This is a genomic window from Microbulbifer sp. TYP-18 (genome assembly GCF_040932045.1).
In the GTDB taxonomy this organism is placed as follows: domain Bacteria; phylum Pseudomonadota; class Gammaproteobacteria; order Pseudomonadales; family Cellvibrionaceae; genus Microbulbifer.
The window spans coordinates 324,506-346,270 of sequence record NZ_JBFRBC010000002.1 but is presented as its reverse complement, the minus strand read 5'-3'; the positions used below and the strand labels follow the sequence as shown (position 1 = coordinate 346,270).

Genomic DNA, 21,765 nt, shown 5'->3' with positions numbered 1-21,765 from the left:
TGGATAGGTTTCACGCGGCGATGCTATGAACAGTGGGTGACGATTCTATGAAGGAAAGATGACAAAAAAATTACAGTCGCCGCCGGATGCCCTCTGGCGCCCCTGTGTCCCAGCGGGTACGCTTGGGTCCTGGAAAAAACTATAAGATGTGATGAGACAATCTCCCATTTCCCCCCTGTTGCGATGGACACACCGCCTCGACTGGCTGGCGGACGCCACCGGCCTTGTGCTGGGCTGGTTTACCCTGGCGATGGTGTTGCTGCAGAGCGCCGTTGTGGCGCTGCGGTACGGTTTCAACAGCGGCTCCGTGGCCCTGCAGGATTCCGTCATTTACCTGCACGGTGCCGTCTTCTTGCTGGGTCTCGCCTACGCCCTGCGCACCGGCGCCCACGTGCGGGTGGACGTCTTCTACCGCCGTATGGGTGAGCGCGGCAGGGCCTGGGTGGATGCGGTGGGGACACTGGTGTTCCTGCTGCCGCTGTGCGCCTTTATCCTGGTTGGCGGCTGGCAGTTCGCCACCGCCAGCTGGGCCGTGCACGAGGCCAGCGCCAGCGCCGATGGTCTGGGCGGAGTCTATCTGCTGAAGAGCCTGCTGCCACTGGCGGCGGCGACCCTGGCACTGCAGGGACTGGCGCAGCTGGGGCGGGCGATAAATACCCTGGTGCAGTTAGAGTTGCAACAGGCCCCGCAGAGGCGGTCGCCGTCCCCGGCCGCGACCCAGGTGGAGGAGGCGGGGGTATGATGGAGCTGGTTCCCGCGCTGATGTTTGTCGCTGTGTGCGCGGCGCTGATGTTCGGTTATCCGGTAGCTTTCACCCTGGGGGGTACGGCACTGCTGGCAGCGGGGCTGGGTATAGTCGGCGGTGTCTTCGACCCGGAACTGCTGCGGGCCTTCCCGGACCGGCTGTACGGCATCATGCAAAACGGCACCCTGATGGCGGTGCCGCTGTTCGTGCTGATGGGGGTCATGCTGGAGCGGGCCAGGATCGCCGAGGAGCTGCTGGTCAACCTGGCCAGGGTATTTTCCCGGGTGCCCTCGGGCATGGCGGTTTCGGTGGTGGTAGTGGGCGCCCTGCTCGCTGCCAGTACCGGTATCGTCGGCGCCACCGTGGTTACCATGGGGTTGATGTCGCTGCCCACCATGCTCAAGCGGGGTTATTCGCCCACCCTGGCCACCGGTACCATCTGCGCCACCGGCACTCTCGGGCAGATTATTCCCCCCTCCATCGCCCTGGTGCTGTTGGGCGATACCCTGTCCAATGCCTATCAGCAGGCGCAGTTGTCCGCCGGCATCTTTAACCCGCAACCGGTAAGTGTGGGGGACCTGTTCGTCGGCGCCATAGTGCCGGGCCTGCTGCTGGTGTTGGGCTACATTCTCTACCTGCTGCTGATCGCCCAGCGCGGGCGCCCGGCGGTTGCCAGTTCCACCGAGGAGACGGTGGATTTTTACCGGATTGTCGCCAGCCTGGCGCCGCCCATTGCGCTCATGGTACTGGTGCTGGGCTCCATTATCAGCGGTGCCGCCACCCCAACCGAAGCCGCGGCGGTGGGCGCCCTGGGTGCGGGGCTGCTGGCCGCAAGCCGCGGTGCGCTGAACTGGACCAGAGCGGGGGAAGTGGGGCGCAGTACCCTGCAGGTGACGGCGATGGTATTTGCCATCCTTATCGGCGCTTCGCTGTTTTCCCTGGTGTTCCGCGGCTACCAGGGCGAGGAGCTGGTGACCGGCTTTTTCACCAGTCTACCGGGCGGTGTTTTTAGTGCCACCCTGCTGGTGATGCTGGCGATCTTTTTGCTGGGGTTTATTCTCGATTTTATCGAGATTACTTTCGTCGTGGTGCCGATAGTGGGACCGGTGCTGCTGGCTATGGGCGTGGACCCGGTATGGCTGGGCATTATGATCGCGATCAATCTGCAGACCTCCTTCCTAACGCCGCCCTTTGGTTTTGCGCTTTTCTACCTGCGCGGGGTAGCGCCGCAAGAGGTGGCCACCGGTGCCATCTACCGCGGCGTAATGCCTTTTATCGCCATCCAACTGCTGATGTTGTGCCTGCTGGCCTACTGGCCCGCGCTGGCCACCTGGTTGCCGGGACTGCTGTCATCCTAGGGCCTGCCGGAAATCAGAGACACATTATCAGGGCGGGTACCCTACAGTCCCCGCCGCTTCCACAGATAGTAAATCGCCGGTAACAGCAGCAGGGTCAGCAGCATGGCGCTGACCATGCCGCCCACCACTGGGGCGGCGATGCGTTTCATCACCTCGGAGCCGACACCTCCGCCGAGCATTACCGGAATCAGACCGATAAATACCGTGGCGGTGGTCATCAGCACCGGGCGCATACGCTGCCCCGCACCGATACGGATCGCCTGGCGCAGGTCTGCCAGCCTGGTGCGGGTACCGGCTTCCGCAGCCCTTGCCTGTGCCGCCGCCCAGGCCTGGTTCAGGTAGACCAGCATGATCACGCCGATTTCCACCGCCACCCCTGCCAGAGCAATAAAGCCCACGCCCACCGCCACCGAAAGGTTGTACCCCTGCCAGTGCAGCAGCCACAGGCCACCGATCAGCGCCGCCGGCAGGCTGCCCATGATCACCAGTACCTCGGTGAAACGGCGGAAGCTGAGGTAGAGCAGCAGCACTATGATGGCGAGGGTCAGTGGTAGCAGAAGTCCCAGTCGCTGCTGCGCCCGCTGCAGATACTCGTATTGGCCCGACCAGATCAACGAATATCCCGGTGGCAGGGTCACGCTTTCCGCCACCAGTTGCTGTGCTTCCGCGACCCAGGAACCCAGGTCGCGCCCGGCGATATCGATATATACCCAGCCGTTGGGGCGCGCATTCTCGGTCTTGATCATCGGCGGTCCGTCCTGCACCGAGATTTGGGTAACGTCACCCAGGGTCAGGTGGTTGCCGTTGGGGGCCACCAGCGGCAGTGTCCGCAGACGCTCCGGGGAGTCGCGCCAGTCCTGCGGATAGCGCAGGTTGACCGGGTAGCGCTCCAGTCCCTCCACGGTTTCGGCGACCTGCCGGCCGCCCACCGCAGTCTCGATCGCCGCCTGTACGTCGTCGATATTCAATCCGAAACGCGCGGCGCGGGCCCGGTCAATATCGATATCCAGGTAGCGGCCCCCCTCCACCCGTTCGGCGTAGACGGATGCGGTACCCTGCACCTGGGGCAGCACCTGTTCCAGGCGCTTGCCGATATCCTCTATCTTGTGCAGGTCCGGGCCGGCCACTTTGATGCCGACGGGCGTCTTGATCCCGGTGGCGAGCATATCGATGCGGGTCTTGATGGGCATGACCCACACATTGGCCACACCGGGAATCTGCACTGCGGCATCCAGCTCCGCGCGCAACTTCTCCTTGGTCATACCCGGGCGCCACTGGTCGCGCGGTTTAAAGCGCACAATGGTTTCCATCATCGTCAGTGGCGCCGGATCGGTGGCGGTGTCGGCCCGGCCTATCTTGCCCCATACCTGGGCCACTTCCGGGACCCCCTTGATCATTTTGTCGGTCTGTTGCAAGAGTTCCCGCGCCTTGCCGATGGAGAGCCCCGGATAGGTGCTGGGCATATACATCAGGTCGCCCTCGTCCAGGGGCGGCATAAATTCACTGCCGAGCTTGGACAGAGGGTAGAGGCTGCTCAGCAGCAACAGTAGCGCTATGGAGATCACCGAGCGGGGAAACCGCAGTGCCAGGTCCAGTACCGGGCGGTACAGGAATGTCACCCCCCGGTTGACCGGATTGGCCTGTTCCGGGCGGATACGGCCGCGCACACAGTAGCCCATCAGCACCGGCACCAGCGTAATGGCGAGACCGGCGGCTACCGCCATGGCATAGGTCTTGGTGTAGGCCAATGGCGCAAACAATCGGCCCTCCTGGCCCTCCAGTGCGAATACCGGCAGGAAGCTCAGGGTGATGATCAGCAGGCTGAAGAAGAGTGGTGGCCCCACCTCTGCCGCAGCGCGCCCCACCAGTTGCCAGTGGGCCTGCTCAGACAGGGAGCCGGCGTGTTTGTCCCGCTCCAGGTGCCGGTGCAGGTTCTCTATCATGACGATGGCGCCGTCCACCATGGCGCCGATGGCGATGGCGATGCCCCCCAGACTCATGATATTGGCGTTGATCCCCTGCAGGCGCATCACTGCGAAGGCGCCGAGAATGCCCAGCGGCAGGCTGATGGCGATCACCAGGGACGACCGCAGGTGGAACAGGAACAGGGCGCACACCAGCGCCACCACGATGAACTCTTCCAGCAGCTTGTGGCTGAGGTTGTCCACCGCACTGTCAATCAGGTTGCTGCGGTCGTAGGTGGGGACTATCTCCACCCCTTCCGGCAGACTGCGGCGCAGTTGGTCGAGCCGCTCAGTGACGCCCTTGATCACCGAGCGGGCGTTTTCGCCGAAACGCATCACCACCACGCCGCCCACTGCCTCGCCTTCGCCGTTCAGTTCGGAGATACCGCGGCGCATCTGCGGGCCTGTGGTGATATCGGCCACGTCCTGCAGCAGCAGGGGGGTGCCGCTGTCGCTGACTCCCAGGGGTAGTTGTTTGAGGTCGTCGATGCCCTGGAGATAGCCGCTGGCGCGCACCATATACTCCGCCTCGCCCATCTCGATTACCGAGGCGCCGGCTTCGTGGTTACCCCGGCTGATGGCGCGCTCGATAGTGGCCAGGTCCAGGTTGTAGGCCCGCAACCGCAGTGGGTCCACCTGTACCTGGTACTGGCGAACCATGCCGCCCACCGTCGCCACTTCCGCCACGCCGGGCAGTGTCTGCAACTCGTATTTCAGGAACCAGTCCTGCAGGGTGCGCAACTGGGCCAGATCGTGGCGGCCGCTGCGGTCCACCAGGGTGTAACTGTAGATCCAGCCCACGCCGGTTGCGTCCGGGCCCAGCTCCGGGTTGGCGCCCGGCGGCAACTGTGTCGCCACCTGGCTCAGGTACTCCAGCACCCGCGAGCGAGCCCAGTACAGATCCACGTCGTCATCGAAAATGATGTAGACGTAGGAGTCGCCGAAGAAGGAATAGCCGCGTACGGTTACGGCACCGGGCACCGACAGCATGGCGGTGGTGAGTGGATAGGTGATCTGGTCCTCCACCACCTGGGGCGCCTGGCCCGCATAGTGGGTCTTGATAATGACCTGCACGTCGGACAGGTCCGGCAATGCGTCCACCGGCGTGTGCCGCAGACTGTAGAGGCCGCCCAGGGCGAGTGCCACTGCGGCCATCAGTACCAGGGCCCGGTTGGCCAGCGACCAGTAAATTATGCGGGTGATCATTACTGCTGGCCCCCCATGTGGTTCCCGTCCCTGTGCTCCTGCATAGTGCCCGGGTCGCCGGACATGGATGGCCCCATCATCGGGTCATCGGTACTCGGTGCCGGGCTGCCGGCGCCGTCACCGCTCCGGGCTGAAATCACTTCATATTTGCCGTCGTCGCGCCGGCGCAACTGCACCATCACATCGCCGCCGGTCTCCAGTGCCTGTCGCAGCACCGGACGGGCCGTTTGGGCGACAAAAAAGCCCATTGTCATCGGGGTCCAGTTCCACTCCAGTACCGCGCCGTGCTCGAGCCGCGCATAGTGGTTATCGTCGGGCATGCTCAACACCTGCGCCGTGACCCAGGGCTGAAGCGAATCCGACGGCTGCGCGATGCGCTCCAGGTCGGCGCTGACGCTGGATTCCGAGTCGATCAGGAACTGCGCCGAGGTCACTACCCGGTCGCCGCTCTGCAGACCCTGAAGAATTTCAATCCGGTCGCCGAACTCGCGTCCCGCGCGCACCCGCACGGAGCGGAAATTGCCGCCGCCCAGAGCCATGACTACGCGATCCATGGTGCCGGTGCGGATCAGCGCAGCGCGGGGTACCGTGAGCGCCTCCACCTCCGGGCCGTCCAGTTGCAGATCCACGAACATGCCCGGGCGCAACAACTGGTCCGGGTTGTCCACCGCCACCCGCACGGTCAGCGTGCGGGTCTGCTCGTCCAGGCCCGGCAGTACCTGCAGGATGCGGCCCTGCCAGCGTCTGGCGGGATCTATGTCGGCGGTGACCTCAACTTCGGCACCCTCCTGTACCTGCTGGCCCTCGCGGGGAAATACCTGGCCCTCCACCCAGACAGTGGAGAGTGGTCCCACCGAGATCAAGGCGGTGGCCGGAGTGATATACATACCCTCGCGAATGCCCAGGGTATCCACATAGCCGCTGGCCTCCGCATAGAGAGTGAGGGTGTCACTCACCTCTCCGGAGGCCTCTACCCGCTCTATTTGCTCGCGGGGGATGCCCAGGTTGCGCAGTCGCTCGCGGGTGGCTTCCAGCAGGATGCGGTTGCCGCTCTCTACCGCCGCCACCAGCTCTCTCTGGGCCGTGACCAGTTCCGGTGAATAGAGCCCCAGCAGCGGCTGGCCGGCGCGCACCCTGTCTCCCGCCGCCTTGACCCAGGTGCGCTGCACCCAGCCGCTCAGGCGGCTGTGCTGTTGCTGCATGTATTTTTCGTCCAGCCCTACCAGCCCGACTGCCTGCAGGCGCGGTGATAGGTGTTCCCGTGTGGCGGTGTTTGTGCGCACCCCCAGGTTCTGTTGTACCTGCGGGGGTATGCGCACTGTGCCGGGCGCCTCCGCCATGGCCCCCTGCTCGTCTTCGTAGACCGGAACCAGCGCCATACCCATGGGAGATTTGCCGGGGGCGTCGCGGCGAAAACTGGAATCCATGGGGGCGACCCAGTAGGCCACTTCGCGTTCACCGCTGTCCGCTGGTGCGCCGGAGTCGCGGCTCCCGGCGATCCACCAACCCGCAGCCAGCCCCAACAGTGCTGTGACGGCAGATAACAGGCTCGTTTTCATATCGGTATTCCTTAGTGCCGGCGCCAGTCTGGCCGGCAAATCAATTCGTTTACTTGCTTGCCGGAACTTGCGTCTGCGCCAGGAAGTAGCGCACCTGCGCCAGCGCCCGGTAGTAGCCGTAATCCAGTCGCACCGCATTGATCTGCGCCTCGATAACATCCAGGCGGGCATCGATTACTGCGTCCAGGTCGGTGGTGTCGCTGGCGTAGCCGCGCAGCACCGCGGCGGCGGTGGCTTCCGCCTCGTCGAGAAGAGAGTGCTGATACAGCTGCCGGCGCTGGGCCAGGCTGTGCGCATTGGTGGCGGCGGCGTTAAGGCCCGCGAGCAGGGCCAGCTGCAGGTTCTGGCGTGCCAGGATACCGGCCCCTTCCCGTGCCTGGGCCGAGGCCAGGCGCTTGTCCTGGCGTTTGCCGGTAAACAGTGGCAGGTCGAAGGAAACGGTGGCACTGGCCAGGTCACTGCCGTCACTGAGTGGCGTCAACTCCCGCTGGCCGTAGGAGACCTCGAGGCTCCACTGGGGCTTGTAGGCCTCCCGCGCCAGGGCCACTTCCGCTCCCCGCGCAGAGACCTCGGCCTCCGCCGCCAGCAGCGCCGGGTGGCCGGCGATGGCATCCGCCTGTATTGGTAACGACACAGATGTCAGCCACTGCTCGAGTCTCGCCCAGTGGGGCAGCGATCTGTCGATATGGCGCCAGGCAGCGGCGCCGAGCCAGCGACTGAGTTCACTGCGGGTGGTGTGGATATCCCCGTCCACGGCGACGATACGGTCGTCCACGCGCGCCACGGCCAGTTGAGACTGCAGCAGCTGCTGTGACTGTATCTGGGTCTCGGCCAGGCGGGTGCGGTTGTAGGACACCAGCTCCGCCAAACGGGCGCGGTTTTGCTGCAGCAGGTCGCGGGTGCGCAACTGCTCCGCCAGGGTCATAAAGGTCCGGGAGACATCGCGCACCAGCTGGCGCTCGCGGTCATCGGAGCGCGCGAAGCCGGACTCGGCGCGCAGAGCGCCACGCTCCCCGGCGAGCCGCGCCGAGTCCCCGCGGGGGAGCTGCTGGCGAATACCGATGACTTTCTGTGTCATCGGCTGCTGGTCGAAGGCGAGGCTGTCGGTGGGCAGATTGGCGACGCCGATACGGACGGTCGGGTCGGCCCACTGGGCGTCGGCGATGGCCGCGGCACTTTGCGCCTCGGCCTCCCGGCGGGAGCCCGCGATGCCTGGATCGTTTTGCACCGCTAAGGCCACAGCCTGAGCCAGATCGATGGTCTCTGTGCCGGACATCGGGTTTTGATCGGCGCCCCGCGCCGCGGCCGAGCCATAGCCGGCCGCCAGCAGTGCGCCCAGGCACAGGGCCCGGAAATTGACAAACATGGGATCAGTTCCTGTCAGGTTGAAGTCACACAGGCGCCTGGCGAGCGCCGTTAAGGCTGGGACTTAACCTGCGATGGGGGGGCGGAACAGAGCTGAGGTAGGGGGTGTGGCAATGCTAAAAGCGGGGCTGGTCAGCGTCGATGCAACAGCGGGCCAGTCGGCTCCTGTGGGGGCCGGGGCCAGGGCAAAGGCACCGGAGAAACAGCTTCCCGTCTGGCAGACCAGTTGGCAAAGGCTGGCGGCGATGTCAGCTGAGCCAGTGTCGTCCCCGGCGCAGCAGGGCATGTCGCCGTGGGCCGACATGGAAGTCAGGTGATGGCTAGCGACCGGTTCACCCGGTTCGGAATTCCTGTCACAGGATTGCCCCGCAGCCAGAGCCAAACTCTGGGCGCTGAGAAGCAGTAACAGGAAAAATGCAACCAGATAACGCATAAAGGCAGTCTATGGTTGGCCTGTCAGCGAGTCAAGGCGACCCGGGCAGATGTTATCTGGGCGTGATAAATCACCCGATACCAATAGAACCCGTTGGCTAAATAGTGCCCAGTTTGTGTTAGAATACGCCAGCGCCCGGGGCCGCTGCCACTGGGTGAAAACCAATAACTCTAACGATGTACGAGTGTTTCATGTCACCGATCGATGAAGAACCTTTGCCCAGCGGCACCCTGACCCTGCAGACTCTGGCCATGCCCGGGGATACCAACCCCCAGGGAGATGTTTACGCCGGCTGGCTGATGTCGCAGATGGATCTCGCCGGTGCCATTCTTGCACAGACCATTGCCCGCGGCCGGGTGACCACGGTGGCCACGGGCAATATGGTGTTTTTACGGCCGGTGCCGGTGGGTTCCACCGTCAGTTGCTATGCCGAGGCGATGGAAGTGGGGCGCTCGTCGATCCGCACCATGGTGGAGGTCTGGCTGACCCGGGTGGATTCCGGTGAGCAGGTGAAGGTGACAGAGGGGGAGTTTATATTTGTGGCTATTGATGACCATGGCCATACCCGGCCCCTTCCCAGCTAATCCCGCCTCTGCTTCGGGGCGGTATGGCGTCCAGCCCTTCCGCCCGCTTTATCCAGTGACCCCTGCGTTTGCTAATCCTCCGCTGAGTCCTCTTCCGAAATGGCGCGGGCCTGGTAATAGGCTTCCTCGCTGATCTGGTGGTAGGGGACCACTTGGGACTGGAATTCCTGCAGGGCCTTATAGATACGCGCGAACTCCGGGTCGTCCGCCGCAGTTTCGTCCAGGATCTGGGCATTGACGCTTTTCAGGTGCGCGATCACATCGTCGGGCAGACGGCGTAGCTGCACTCCGTGCTTTTCCACCAGCTCCCTCAGTGCGCGGTTGTTGCGCGCGGTATATTCATCGAGCATATCCTGGTTTGCATCCCGGGCCGCAGTGCGGACTATCTCCTGCAGATCCGCCGGCAGCTTTTCAAAGGCGCTTTTATTGACGATAAATTCGAGGATAGAGCCCGGCTCGTGCCAGCCCGGGTAGTAATAATATTTGGCAATCTGGTGAAAGCCGAACGCCAGGTCGTTGTAGGGTCCAACCCATTCGGTGGCGTCAATCACACCGGTTTGCAGGGCGGTGTACAGCTCTCCGCCGGGGATGGTGACAGCGGTACCACCGGCGCGGTTCAGAACCTCGCCGCCGATGCCGGGGATGCGCATCTTGAGGCCCTGCAGGTCCTCGACGGAATTGATCTCCTTGTTGAACCAGCCGGCCATTTGCACCCCGGTGGACCCGCCGGCCATGGGGATCAGATTGAATGGGGCGTAGATTTCCTCCCACAGCTCCAGCCCCCCACCATAGTGCAGCCAGCCGTTCATTTCCTGGGCGTTCAGGCCGAAGGGTACGGCGGTAAAAAACTGCGCTGCGGGCAGCTTGCCCTTCCAGTAGTAGGCGGCGCCGTGGCCCATCTGCGCGGCGCCCTCGGAAACCGCCCCAAATACGCCCAGCGCGGGAACCAGCTCCCCGGCGCCGTAGACTTTTACTTTCAGCCGCCCGCCGGACATGGCCTCTACCGTTTGCGCGAAACGCTCAGGTGCGCTGCCCAGGCCGGGGAAATTCTTTGGCCAGGTAGTGACGAGTTTCCAGCTAAAGGTCTCGCTACCAGCCTCCCCTCCCAGCCGCTGAACCGGGCCCTGGGATGCCCGGGAAAGCACCAATGCGCCAAAAGTGGCCACCAGCAGGGCGAGGAGTGTGAGGATAACCAGGGGATACCAGTAAGTTCGTTTCATAATATTCAGATCGCAGACGACTTCTGTTCAGGCCAGCGTCATTCTTTTTCGGTGTACCGGGCAGGCGGGCGATGGCTGCAGGTCCAGGGCTTTCGCCGGCCGGGACGATAATAAATAAATCAACGCCGGCAGATTACGATATAAAGCGACATTCGTATACTGCTGTCGAAGCCGGATACCACGGCTGACAGATATCGGGGTTCCGGAATGCCGCCATCAAGCGGCCGCAACCCCCGGTCCGGCATTCCCTACAGAGGCTCCTGCCGTTCAGAGGGTGGGGTATAGCGAGGCCTGGCTACTGCGTGGGATCTGGGATTGGCAGTATTGGGTCGTTGTGGACCAGTGGTTGTCTACCCCCGGTTAATACGTCCATAGAGGCCACACCCAATACCTTTTTCAGGGATAGCACTGTTGTCGACTCGAGGGGGAATCGTTTCCGTCACCTCTGCTATTGATTGTGTGGCCACAGGTATGGCGAAGGAGCGGCCAGTTGATGCTTAGGGAAGCACTAGCAGGTTGTTGAAAAAGGCATCCTGCCTGTTTCAAAACACGAAAAGCGAAGAATGTGATCTTCACTTTTCTCCCAAAATCAACAACTTCGGCGTCGTCGATTTTGCCGGAACATCCATATTCCGGTACCAGGCGTCGAAATTCTTTGAATTTCAACAGCCTGCTAGTCGTCAAATAAAGTGAGCCTGCCGAGCCAAATAAAACTTGTGTGTACGGATACGAAAAAGCATATATAAATAAACCAAAAAATATCTCGATTAATAAAAAGAATTTCGGGAGGAGCAATATGATTAAACAGGTGCCGATTTTAACCGCCGTAGGCGCACTACAGTCAGGTTAATAACAGGATTCAGTAAAATTTCATTTGAGCCATAGTCAAAATTCCCTATAAGGTTGCAATGCTGTTTGAGGTACTACCATTCAACTTAAAAAGGGGTGTTACTATGAAATTCTTAGCAAAAGTATTGCTTGCCTCAGCTGCAGTTTGTTTTTCATCCATGAGTTCGGCCGACCCTATTCAAGATTTATCCATGAATTTGTATCAGGCGGGTTGGTATCCGAATTTTATCCAGGGCATAGGGCCTTTAACCTGCGTGAGAACCTGCGATATATGGGTTAACTCACGACCCGAGCGGGAAAATAGCAGCATCGTGGACCCGGACAGCCAGCAGGCAGCGGTATGTAAGATTACACGGGATGTCAGTATTATTGTCGAGGGTGTCAATGACCCCACATCCCATTGGATTTATGGCAATCAGTTTGATTCTGAGGCGGTATGTCATGTGGCCCATAGGGCCAATTGGGTGGAGCGCAGTGAATATTATATGTGCCTGTGTGTGCGCCCAAGTACATTGCCTCAACCGCTATAACACACGAAAGTTCAGTTCGTAGTATTGGGCTAAGTGTAGTCGATTCATCTATCAAACGATGACTATAGGGATAGGCTGGCAACCTTGCTTTTATTGGGTTGCCAGCCTGATCAATTGGCATAAAAGTACCCAGATCATACTCATGCATATTTATCTGCTCAGGTTAAAGTTTGAGTGCGGTCTGGAATCTGATTGGCGCCAGAGAGTTAGTCTGGCCTGTGAATGATCAGTTGGTCTTATGGCGCCGATAGCTTTATCAATATGTCAGGATTTTCGAAATCCGCTAGTCAGAAAATAACGATCACTCTAGTGAAATAAAAAAGATAATTTGCACAAATTTGACGAAAGTCAATCTAGGTGGCATTCCTTTGATAAGCTGGTTTGTCAATAAAGGTGGCAGCTTGTACTGCTATTTTAAATCGTATCAGAAAAACTTCTGTTTCTTTAAAAAACAGTATAAACAATCCCACGCCTAGAAAATATTTTTATAAATAAATTTTGTTTGGTTGTTCGCTGGTTAAAATAAATCGCGTAGAACTAATTGGCTGTGTAATCTTATCCAGATTGCCAACAATGTCCCATATTTGCGCAAGTTTTTTGTTGAATTAGCTTTGTGCCATTCAGTAAGGTGGTGGGGCTGTTTGAGGTACCTCAATTACTATTCAGTAAAAAAGGAACTTTATCCATGAAATATATAATAAATGTAGTAATTGCCTCAGCGATGGCTTTTTTTTCACTGGGCAGTGTGGCCGATCCTATTCAGGATCTTTCGATGAATGCCTATAGGGCGGGCTGGTATCCCAACTTTTTTCAGGGCGGAGGCCCGTTGACTTGTGCGCAAACCTGTGAGGCATGGGTTGGTACGCGCGCCGAGCGGGAAAGAAGCACTAACGTGGATCCCGATAGCTTCGAAGCCGCTGTATGTAAAATTACCAACGATGACGTGATTATCATCGATCCGGTTAATGACATTACATCGCACTGGATATATGGCAATCAGTTTGATGATGAACCGAGGTGTTATGCGGCCCACCGCGCTCTCTGGGTGGAGACCAGGTCACGCTATATGTGTTTGTGCGCGCGCCCTATCAATATAACCCCCGGTGATCCAATACCACTGGGCTGATCCTTCCACTAAGCAGGTCCAGGGACCTGTAGGGCACAGGGAGGTGCCAAGCCGGCGGTTGCACTACCGCTGCTGATCTGGCACAACAGAAGTGCTTTCCCATCAGCCAGCACAGGCTTGAATCTGCCCGCAACCAATTCGGTGTTATAGCTCAGCCGTCTTTTTTGTAGTGGAAGTCGAAGTGAATGCCAAGAAGCGGCGATACCCTAGCAGGTTGTTGAAAAAGGCATCCTGCCTGTTTCAAAACACGAAAAACGAAGAATGTGATTTTCACTTTTCTCCCAAAATCAACCACGTAGGCGTCGCCGATTTTGCCGGAAGATCCATATTCCAGTAGCAGGCGTCGAAATTCTTCGAATTTCAACAGACTGCTAGACTTCGCCTTTCCGCAAAATTTCCCTTTATTAAACCGGCAAGTGAACAGCTGGCTCCTCTTGAATACCTGTATTACAAGGGCTTGTGTATGCCTCTGATACAACATTCAGACAACCAGTTTGTTGTGGAATTAATATGAGTTGTTAACGGGTCAGCTGGTAGTTGATTGCCTGACGGATGGGTCTGAAGTTGTTGCTGATACGCAAAACCGCCTTGCGCAGTAATTTGGCCGGTGCGCGATTATTGGTAAACAGGTCCACGATCAGGTTGGTGCCACGGTAGATCGGCCGTGACTCGAGGCGGTGCTGAAGCTGGAAGAGCCCCAGAGCTTTGTTCAGAGGTTTTCCATCGACCAGGCCGCTTAGCCTGGCCAGTTGCGCGGCCAAGGTGTTGGCACTGGCAATCCCCAAATTAAAGCCGTGGGCAGTCACCGGGTGCATTCCAACCGCAGCGTCGCCCACCAATGCCAGTCTCTGTGCGTAAAAGCGCCGGGCGTACACGGCCACCAGCGGATAGCAGAAACGCGGGCTGGCGCTGGTTACACTGCCCAGAATGCCACTGCTGGCACGCGCCACATAATTGACAAATTCCTCGTCGGACAATGCCATCACCCCCTGGGCGCTGTCGCTGGTTACTGTTACCACTGCCGATGACTCCTGGGGCTGCGCCAACGGCAACAGTGCCAGGGTAGCGCCATAGCCGAAACACTCCTGTGCGATCCCCTTGTGGGGCAGGCTGGTGTGGATGCGTCCGACGATGGCACTGCGCCCGAAGTCATGCATCTCGGCGCCGATCCCGGCCATACGGCGGACTTCGGAGAAGCGGCTGTCGGAGGCAACCACCAGGGAGGCAGTTACCGTTTGCCCGTCTTGCAGGGACAGGTGACGGCAGTCCCCATCCAGTTCCATATGGGTTACGGTGGAGTCGGCACAAATCTGGATGCCCTGCTGCTCGCTCACCACCTGGTGGAGCGCGCGGCGGATTGCCGAATTGGCGACAATGTAACCCAGGGGTTTGTCGGCACTACCGCGATCATCACCGAATTTCAGGCAGTAGGGTGAAGCCCCGTCGGTCACATGAGCGGACTGGAGAGGACCGATTTCACCGGTGCTCAAATGCTGCCAGGCGCCCAGTCTTTGCAGCAGGCGCACGGATTTATGGGTTAGCGCTATTTCCCGCCCATCGTCCTCCGGCACCGCCAGGCACTCTCCGGGCTGGCGGTCTAGCACTCTGACCCGAAAACCCAGCCGGGCGGCGAAAGCGGCGCAGGCCAGGCCCGCAGGGCCGGCTCCCACTATGGCGATGTCGGTTTTAGACATACTGACCTCTTTATAGCGGATCTCAGCCCCGCCACTGTTGCAACCGCTCCTGGCTTAGGACCCGATGCGGCTCTGGAATTATGGTGCTCAATGGACTCCGCGCGCGCGCACCACCTGGTAATTGCGGCGGAAGTACTGCACAGGGACGCTCCATACATGCACCAGGCGGCTGAAGGGGAACAGCAGGAACAGGGTCATGCCCAGCAGGATATGCAGCTTGTAGATGATATTGACATCGGCAATGGCTGCGGCAGCGGAGACACCGTCAAAAGTGACGATGGACTGGGCCCAGGCCATCAGCTTGAGCATCTCGGCACCGTCCATATGGCCGGCGGAAACCGGGATGCTGATCAGCCCCAGGATCAACTGGGCGTATAGCATCAGCAGGATGGTGAGGTCCATTTTGGACGTGGTGGCGCGCACCCGTGGGTTGGTGAGGCGGCGTTTGATCAGGATGGTGAGGCCGATAAAACAGATCACCCCGAAGAAACCGCCGATCCCCATTGCCATCATCTGCTTGGTGGAAGCCTCAATGCCGAGGAAGTGCCACACCGCTTTGGGTGTAAGCAGGCCGACAAAATGTCCCGCGAGAATGGCGATCACCCCGATATGAAACAGGTAACTGCCGATGCGCAATTGTTTGCGCTCCAATAACTGACTGGAGCCGGTGCGCCAGGTGTACTGGTCGCGGTCGTAGCGGATCAGGCTTCCCACCAGGAACACCGTGAGGGCGATAAACGGATAGATGGCGAAGAGCAGCGTATTCAAATAATGCATAGTGTTACTCCTGTGGTGCAGGCTGGGCAGGATTCTGCGTGGTATCTTTGGAGGGGGCCCAGGTGAGGGGCTGGCCGTCGCGCAGCTGCGCAGCGCTGGGCCGCGCTATCGACTGGTCGCATTTACCGGTAAAGCTGACCACCTCTTCCTCCCAGATTTTGTCCAGCGCTTGTGGGGTGTCGTCGCGCTCCTCATTGGCAACCTCTTGTTGGAGGGCCGACAAGTCGACAGATACCCCGGCCATCTGCAGCAGTGCATCCATCAGCAGGTGATAGGGACTCTCGCGCTTGGACAGGCGCGCGCTGAGCAGGGCGATCACATGGGTGATGTCGTGGACCCATTCATAGGCGCCTTCGCCCTGGGTGGCACAGAATTCCAGGTAGATAGGCAAATAATCCGGCAGCTCGCGCTGGCTCAGTGCCAGGCCGGCGGCCCGGTAGCGTTCCAGCAGATCCACCATGGCCTGACCGCGATCGCGGGATTCGCCGTGAATATGCTCGAACAAATGCAGGGACACGGCGCGTCCACGCTCGAACAGGCCGTCGTACTCGCTCTGCCAGTCCAGTGCATCCATACACTCATAGTGGGAGATAAAAGCCAGCAGCCTGTCACGCAGGGGCGCATCCAGTTCGTCGGACTCTGCCACCCAGTTGGTGAGTTCATTCAGGTTGCGCACCAGTTCGTCGGACGGATAGTCCAGCAGCCGCGAAATCACATTTAATACTTTCATCGGTTTTCTCCCCTGCCTCAATCGATTAGTTTGGCCGGGATCACTTCGCGCCCCGTCTGCTTTTTGCCACCAAAGATATTGGTGCTGTCATTGCCGGTGCTGCAGCCGTTGCCGAAACTGAAGCCGCAAGCGGATTTGATATCGTAGGCGTTTTCGGCGTAGGCCTTGTGGCTGGTGGGTACCACGAAGCGGTCCTCGTAGTTGGCCAGGGCCATATAGCGGTACATCTCCTCCACCTGGGCCACACTCAACCCCGCCGCCTCTAACAGTTCGCGCTCCTGTATGCCATCCACATGGATGCCGCGCATATAGGCGCGCATTACAATCATGCGCTCCAGCGCGCGGGCCACCGGCTTCTCGTCGCCGGCGGTAAGCAGGTTGGCGAGGTATTGCAGCGGGATGCGCAGGGTGGAGAGATCCGGGATCTCGGCGCCGCGGCCCACGGTGATGGTTTCCACCTGGCCGGCCTGCACTGCGTTCTGGATCGGTGACAACGGCGGCACGTACCAAACCATGGGCAGGGTGCGGTACTCCGGGTGCAGCGGCAGGGCGATCTGCCAGTCGATGGCCATCTTGTACACCGGGGATTGTTGCGCAGCTTCGAGCCAGGCTTCGGGGATACCCTCGGCGCGGGCAGCTTCCTGGACCTTGGGATCGCTGGGGTCGAGGAAGATATCGCACTGGGCCTGGTAGAGGGCTTTTTCGTCTTCTACCGCAGCAGCTTCCTCGATGCGGTCGGCGTCATAGAGCAGCACCCCCAGGTAACGGATACGGCCCACGCAGGTCTCGGAACAGATAGTTGGCTGGCCCGCCTCAATACGCGGGTAGCAGAAGATACACTTCTCGGATTTACCGGTTTTCCAGTTGTAGTAGATCTTCTTGTAGGGGCAGGCGGATACGCACATGCGCCAGCCGCGACATTTGTCCTGATCGATCAGGACGATGCCGTCCTCTTCGCGCTTGTAGATGGCACCACTTGGGCAGGAGGCCACACAGGCGGGATTGAGGCAGTGCTCACACAGGCGCGGCAGGTACATCATAAAGGTGTTTTCGAACTCACCGTAGATATCTGCCTGGACCTGCTCGAAGTTCTTGTCCTTCTTGCGCTTGTCGAATTCGGTACCGAGAATCTCCTCCCAGTTGGGACCCCATTCGATCTTCTCCATGCGCTCGCCGCTGATCAGCGAGCGCGGACGGGCCACCGGCTGGTGCTTCTGCTCCGGCGCCTTGTGCAGGGTCTGGTAGTCGAAGTCGAACGGCTCGTAGTAGTCGTCGATTTCCGGCATATCCGGGTTGCCAAACAGGTTGGCCAGCACCCGGTGCTTGCTGCCGATCTTGGGCTGCAACTTGCCGTTTTTCTTGCGGGTCCAGCCGCCGTTCCACTTGTCCTGGTTTTCCCACTCTTTGGGATAGCCGACACCGGGTTTGGTCTCGACGTTATTGAACCAGGCATACTCGACCCCCTCACGGGAGGTCCAGACATTTTTACAGGTCACCGAGCAGGTGTGGCAGCCGATACACTTATCGAGGTTCAGCACCATGCCGATCTGGGCTCTAACTTTCATTGCTACACCTCCTCTCGGGTCGGCTCTTTGACGTCTTCGCCATCCAGCCAGTCGACCTTGTTCATTTTTCTCACCACCACAAACTCATCCCGGTTACAGCCCACAGTGCCGTAGTAGTTAAAGCCGTAGGACTGCTGGGCGTAGCCGCCGATCATATGGGTGGGTTTCATCACCGCGCGGGTTACAGAGTTGTGGATACCGCCGCGGGTGCCGGTGGTTTCCGCTCCCGGTGTATTCACGATGCGCTCCTGGGCGTGGTACATCATGGCCATGCCGTCCGGCACCCGCTGGGACACCACCGCGCGAGCGGCAATGGCGCCGTTGACGTTGAAGATTTCGATCCAGTCGTTGTCTTCAATACCCGCCAGCTTGGCGTCGTTCTCACTCATCCACACAATGGGGCCACCGCGGGACAGGGTGAGCATCAGCAGGTTGTCGGAGTAGGTACTGTGGATGCCCCACTTCTGGTGCGGGGTAATCCAGTTCAGCAGTATTTCCTTGTTGCCGTTGGGCTTCTGGTTCAGCACCGGCTGTACGGTTTTCAGGTTGATGGGCGGCTTGTACACACACATGGTCTCACCGAAGTCGCGCATCCACTCGTGATCCTGGTAGAACTGCTGGCGGCCGGTGATGGTGCGCCAGGGAATCAGCTCGTGCACATTGGTGTAGCCGGCGTTGTAGCTCACATGCTCATCTTCCAGGCCGGACCAGGTGGGTGAGGAGATAATCTTGCGGGGCTGCGCCACAATATCGGCGAAGCGGATCTTCTCGTCTTCCTTGGGCTTGGCCAGATGGGTGTGATCGCGACCGGTAATCTTGCCCAGGGCCTCCCAGGCTTTTACTGCTACCTGGCCATTGGTTTCTGGGGCCAGTGACAGGATCATCTCGGCAGCATCTACGGCGCTGTCGATACGGGCGCGGCCATCGCGGGCAGTTTCATCCTTCCAGGTGCGGTTGAGCTTCTTGAGGAAGTCCACCTCGTCATCGGTATTCCAGCTGATGCCCTTACCACCGTTGCCGAGTTTTTCCAGTAATGGGCCGATAGAGGTAAAGCGGTTGTAGGTGTTGGGATAGTCGCGTTCCACCTCGATCATGCTCGGCGCGGTAACACCGGGAATCAGGTCACACTCACCCTTCCACCAGGCCTTCACCCCAAAGGGCTGGGCGATTTCGGTGGGGGTATCGTGGTGGATTGGCAGGGTTACCAGATCCTTCTCCACCCCCAGGTGGCCGTCGGTCAGTTCGGAGAATTTCTTCGCCACACCTTTGAAGATGTCCCAGTCGCTGCGCGCTTCCCAGGCCGGGTCCACCGCTTTGGTGAGGGGGTGGATAAAGGGGTGCATATCGGAGGTATTGAGGTCGTCCTTCTCATACCAGGTGGCCGTTGGCAGCACGATGTCGGAATAGAGACAGGTGGTGGACATGCGGAAGTCCAGTGTCACCAGCAGATCGACTTTGCCCTCACTGGGGGTATCGTGCCAGGCCACATCTTCCGGCTTCTTGCCGCCGGCTTCGCCCAGGTCCTTACCCATCAGGCCGTGCTTGGTGCCGAGCAGGTGGCGCAGCATGTACTCGTGGCCCTTACCGGAGGAACCCAGTAGGTTGGAGCGCCAGATAAACATGTTACGCGGGAAGTTCTGCGGGTTATCCGGGTCCTGGTTGGCGAACTTGAGCGCGCCACGCTTGAGCTGCTGCACGGTGTAATCCTTGGCGGACATACCCGCAGCAGCGGCATCTTTGGTCAGTTGCAGCGGGTTCATACCCAGCTGCGGTGCGGAGGGCAGCCAGCCCATACGCTCGGCACGGCTGTTGTAATCGATAATGGAAGCCTGCCACTTGCTCTTGTCGGCCAATGGCGAAACCACTTCGTCCATCTCCAACTTCTCGTAGCGCCATTGGCTGGCGTGGTTGTAGAAGAAGGAGGTGCCGTTCATATGGCGCGGCGGACGCTGCCAGTCGAGACCGAAAGCGAGGGGGGTCCAGCCGGTTTGCGGACGCAGTTTTTCCTGCCCCACATAGTGGGCCCAGCCACCGCCGCTCTGGCCGATACAACCGCACATCATCAACATATTGATGAGGCCACGGTAGTTCATATCCATGTGGTACCAGTGGTTGAGGGCAGCGCCCACAATCACCATGGAGCGTCCACGGGTCTTGTCGGCGGTATTGGCGAACTCGCGCGCTACCTGGATAACGTTCTCGCGGCGACAGCCGGTGATTTTCTCCTGCCAGGCGGGAGTGTAGGGCTTGTCTTCGTCGTAGCTGTGGGCACAGTTGGGATCGTCGAGGCCGTGCTCTACGGCGTAGTTGGCCAGGGTCAGATCGTAGACGCTGGCGACTTTGATCACCTCGCCTTCTTTGTTCTGTACAAACTTCACCGGCACCTTGTAGTCGATTACATCGCTGTGGTCGGTGTGCTGGAAGTAGTCGTGTTCGTGGGTCTGGCCACCGAAGTAAGGAAAGGCCACCTGAGCAATTTCATCGGCGCAGTCTTTCAGGCTGAGCTTCAGCTTTACTTCTTCACCTGTGAGGCCGTCGCGCTGCTCGATATTCCACTTGCCCCGCCCGTCCTTCGCTGAGGGCTCTCCCCAGCGGTAACCTACGGAACCCTGGGGGGAAACCAACTGGCCATCGCAATTGACGGCGATGGTCTTCCACTCGGGGTTGTTGTCCTGGCCGAGGTTTTCCGCCAGGTCGGAAGCGCGCAGGAATCGGCCCTGCACCAGCTTGCCGTCGCGCTCTTCCAGGGTCACCAGCATCGGCATATCGGTGGTGGTGCGCACATATTCGGTGAAGTAGGCACTGGGCTTGTCCACATGGAATTCTTTCAGGATCACGTGGCCGAAGGCCATCGCCAGAGCCGCATCGGTACCCTGGCGCGGTGCCAGCCAGGTATCGCCAAACTTGGAGCACTCGGAGTAGTCGGAGGTGATTACGCAGGTCTTGGCACCCTTGTAACGCACCTCGCTGAGGAAGTGCGCATCCGGGGTACGGGTCTGGGGCACATTGGAGCCCCACACGATCAGGTAATTGGAGTTGTACCAGTCGGCGGACTCGGGCACGTCGGTCTGCTCACCCCAAATCTGCGGGGAGGCGGGCGGCAGGTCGCAGTACCAGTCGTAGAAACTCAGGCAGTTGCCGCCGATCAATGACAGATAGCGGGCTCCGGCGGCGTAGGACACCATGGACATGGCGGGGATCGGCGAGAAGCCGGTCACCCGGTCGGGTCCGTATTGCTTGGTGGTGTAGACGTTGGCGGCGGCAATCAGCTCGTTGACCTCGTCCCATTTGATCCGCACAAAGCCGCCCATTCCCCGGCGCTCTTTGTAGGATTTCGCTTTGGCCGGGTCCTCCACAATACTCGCCCAGGCCTCTACGGGATCTCTGTATTTCAACTTGGCTTCGCGCCAGAGTTTTACCAGGCGCTTGCGGATCTTCGGGTACTTGAGGCGGTTGGCGGAGTACATATACCAGGAGTAGCTGGCACCGCGCGGGCAGCCGCGAGGCTCGTGGTTGGGCAGGTCCGGGCGGGTGCGCGGATAGTCGGTCTGCTGGGTCTCCCAGGTGACCAGGCCGTCTTTCACATAAATTTTCCAGCTGCAGGAGCCGGTACAGTTCACCCCGTGGGTGGAACGCACGATCTTGTCAAACTGCCAGCGGCGACGGTAGCCGTCCTCCCAGCTACGATCGTCGTCAGTTTTCTCCCCGTGTCCTCCGGAAAAGGGCTCTTTATTTTTTTTCAGGTATTTCAGTCGGTCCAGGAAATGGCTCATGCAGTACTCCCAGGGCATCAAAATGCAGTTAAAGCAGAGATTTAGCGGGAATATAAAAGCGCCCTTCGCCAGGATCACCTGACCAAAAAGGGGTAGAAATGCGGTCAACTACCCCCGAGGAGGTAGGGAAAGTGGGCTGGTGGACGACCGGTATTGTGTGACGAGCCACTATTGGCAAGGGTGGCGATCAAAAAACAGCCTAAAGGTCGATTTTTGTGCGAAACTGGCGGTCTTTGGTGGTACTCACTACTTTGAACGGCTGTGGGCGGCACAATAGGAATCTCCGA

General features: G+C 59.7%; 16 protein-coding genes. 5 read left to right on the top strand and 11 right to left on the bottom strand.

The genetic code is table 11. The features are described from left to right. The first annotated feature begins 151 nt into the window (after positions 1–151). Together ABVT36_RS03580 and ABVT36_RS03575 are read left to right on the top strand one after the other, a co-directional pair. Positions 152–742: a TRAP transporter small permease subunit gene (locus tag ABVT36_RS03580; RefSeq protein WP_368455446.1), complete on the top strand. Its 591-nt coding sequence runs from the start codon at positions 152–154 to the stop codon at positions 740–742. Then, on the top strand, positions 739–2,103 hold the full coding sequence (locus ABVT36_RS03575) for a TRAP transporter large permease subunit (RefSeq protein WP_368455302.1): 1,365 nt from the start codon (positions 739–741) through the stop codon (positions 2,101–2,103). The genes ABVT36_RS03580 and ABVT36_RS03575 overlap by 4 nt, the downstream gene beginning before the upstream one ends. Positions 2,104–2,144: 41 nt before the next feature. Here ABVT36_RS03575 and ABVT36_RS03570 read toward each other — a convergent pair whose 3' ends face one another. The 4 genes from ABVT36_RS03570 to ABVT36_RS03555 form a co-directional block, all read right to left on the bottom strand. Beyond that, the gene (locus tag ABVT36_RS03570) at positions 2,145–5,273 is read right to left on the bottom strand and encodes an efflux RND transporter permease subunit (protein ID WP_368455301.1); all 3,129 of its coding nucleotides are present in this window, start codon (positions 5,271–5,273) and stop codon (positions 2,145–2,147) included. Next, entirely contained in the window at positions 5,273–6,832 is a 1,560-nt protein-coding gene (locus tag ABVT36_RS03565) for an efflux RND transporter periplasmic adaptor subunit (RefSeq protein WP_368455300.1), read from the bottom strand. The genes ABVT36_RS03570 and ABVT36_RS03565 overlap by 1 nt, the downstream gene beginning before the upstream one ends. A 49-nt stretch (positions 6,833–6,881) precedes the next feature. After that, on the bottom strand, positions 6,882–8,198 hold the full coding sequence (locus ABVT36_RS03560; RefSeq protein WP_368455298.1) for a TolC family protein: 1,317 nt from the start codon (positions 8,196–8,198) through the stop codon (positions 6,882–6,884). Positions 8,199–8,261: 63 nt separating this feature from the next. Beyond that, positions 8,262–8,630: a hypothetical protein gene (locus tag ABVT36_RS03555; RefSeq protein ID WP_368455297.1), complete on the bottom strand. Its 369-nt coding sequence runs from the start codon at positions 8,628–8,630 to the stop codon at positions 8,262–8,264. Between the two features lie 191 nt (positions 8,631–8,821). On the opposite strand from ABVT36_RS03555, the gene ABVT36_RS03550 reads away from it, so the two are divergent. After that, positions 8,822–9,214, top strand: a complete 393-nt coding sequence (locus ABVT36_RS03550; protein ID WP_368455296.1) for an acyl-CoA thioesterase — start codon at positions 8,822–8,824, stop codon at positions 9,212–9,214. A 71-nt stretch (positions 9,215–9,285) separates the two neighbouring features. Here the strand turns inward: ABVT36_RS03550 and ABVT36_RS03545 are convergent, their stop codons facing one another. Then, positions 9,286–10,434, bottom strand: a complete 1,149-nt coding sequence (locus ABVT36_RS03545; protein ID WP_368455295.1) for a TRAP transporter substrate-binding protein — start codon at positions 10,432–10,434, stop codon at positions 9,286–9,288. A gap of 953 nt (positions 10,435–11,387) precedes the next feature. On the opposite strand from ABVT36_RS03545, the gene ABVT36_RS03540 reads away from it, so the two are divergent. Beyond that, positions 11,388–11,813, top strand: coding sequence for a hypothetical protein (locus tag ABVT36_RS03540; protein WP_367150478.1), 426 nt, complete (start codon positions 11,388–11,390; stop codon positions 11,811–11,813). A 685-nt stretch (positions 11,814–12,498) separates the two neighbouring features. Continuing rightward, positions 12,499–12,939, top strand: coding sequence for a hypothetical protein (locus tag ABVT36_RS03535; protein WP_367150477.1), 441 nt, complete (start codon positions 12,499–12,501; stop codon positions 12,937–12,939). Positions 12,940–13,090: 151 nt separating this feature from the next. Here ABVT36_RS03535 and ABVT36_RS03530 read toward each other — a convergent pair whose 3' ends face one another. From ABVT36_RS03530 to ABVT36_RS03505, 6 genes are all read right to left on the bottom strand, one after another. Further along, the gene (locus ABVT36_RS03530; protein WP_368455294.1) at positions 13,091–13,303 is read right to left on the bottom strand and encodes a hypothetical protein; all 213 of its coding nucleotides are present in this window, start codon (positions 13,301–13,303) and stop codon (positions 13,091–13,093) included. 154 nt (positions 13,304–13,457) lie between these two features. Then, entirely contained in the window at positions 13,458–14,633 is a 1,176-nt protein-coding gene (gene ubiM, locus ABVT36_RS03525) for a 5-demethoxyubiquinol-8 5-hydroxylase UbiM (protein WP_368455293.1), read from the bottom strand. A gap of 87 nt (positions 14,634–14,720) precedes the next feature. Then, the gene (gene narI, locus ABVT36_RS03520) at positions 14,721–15,410 is read right to left on the bottom strand and encodes a respiratory nitrate reductase subunit gamma (protein ID WP_368455292.1); all 690 of its coding nucleotides are present in this window, start codon (positions 15,408–15,410) and stop codon (positions 14,721–14,723) included. Between the two features lie 4 nt (positions 15,411–15,414). Continuing rightward, positions 15,415–16,140, bottom strand: a complete 726-nt coding sequence (narJ, locus tag ABVT36_RS03515; RefSeq protein WP_368455291.1) for a nitrate reductase molybdenum cofactor assembly chaperone — start codon at positions 16,138–16,140, stop codon at positions 15,415–15,417. A gap of 17 nt (positions 16,141–16,157) precedes the next feature. Continuing rightward, positions 16,158–17,705: a nitrate reductase subunit beta gene (narH, locus tag ABVT36_RS03510; protein ID WP_368455289.1), complete on the bottom strand. Its 1,548-nt coding sequence runs from the start codon at positions 17,703–17,705 to the stop codon at positions 16,158–16,160. A 2-nt stretch (positions 17,706–17,707) separates the two neighbouring features. Continuing rightward, a complete protein-coding gene (locus tag ABVT36_RS03505; RefSeq protein WP_368455288.1) occupies positions 17,708–21,478 on the bottom strand; it encodes a nitrate reductase subunit alpha in 3,771 nt (1,256 codons plus the stop codon). Positions 21,479–21,765: the final 287 nt, after the last annotated feature.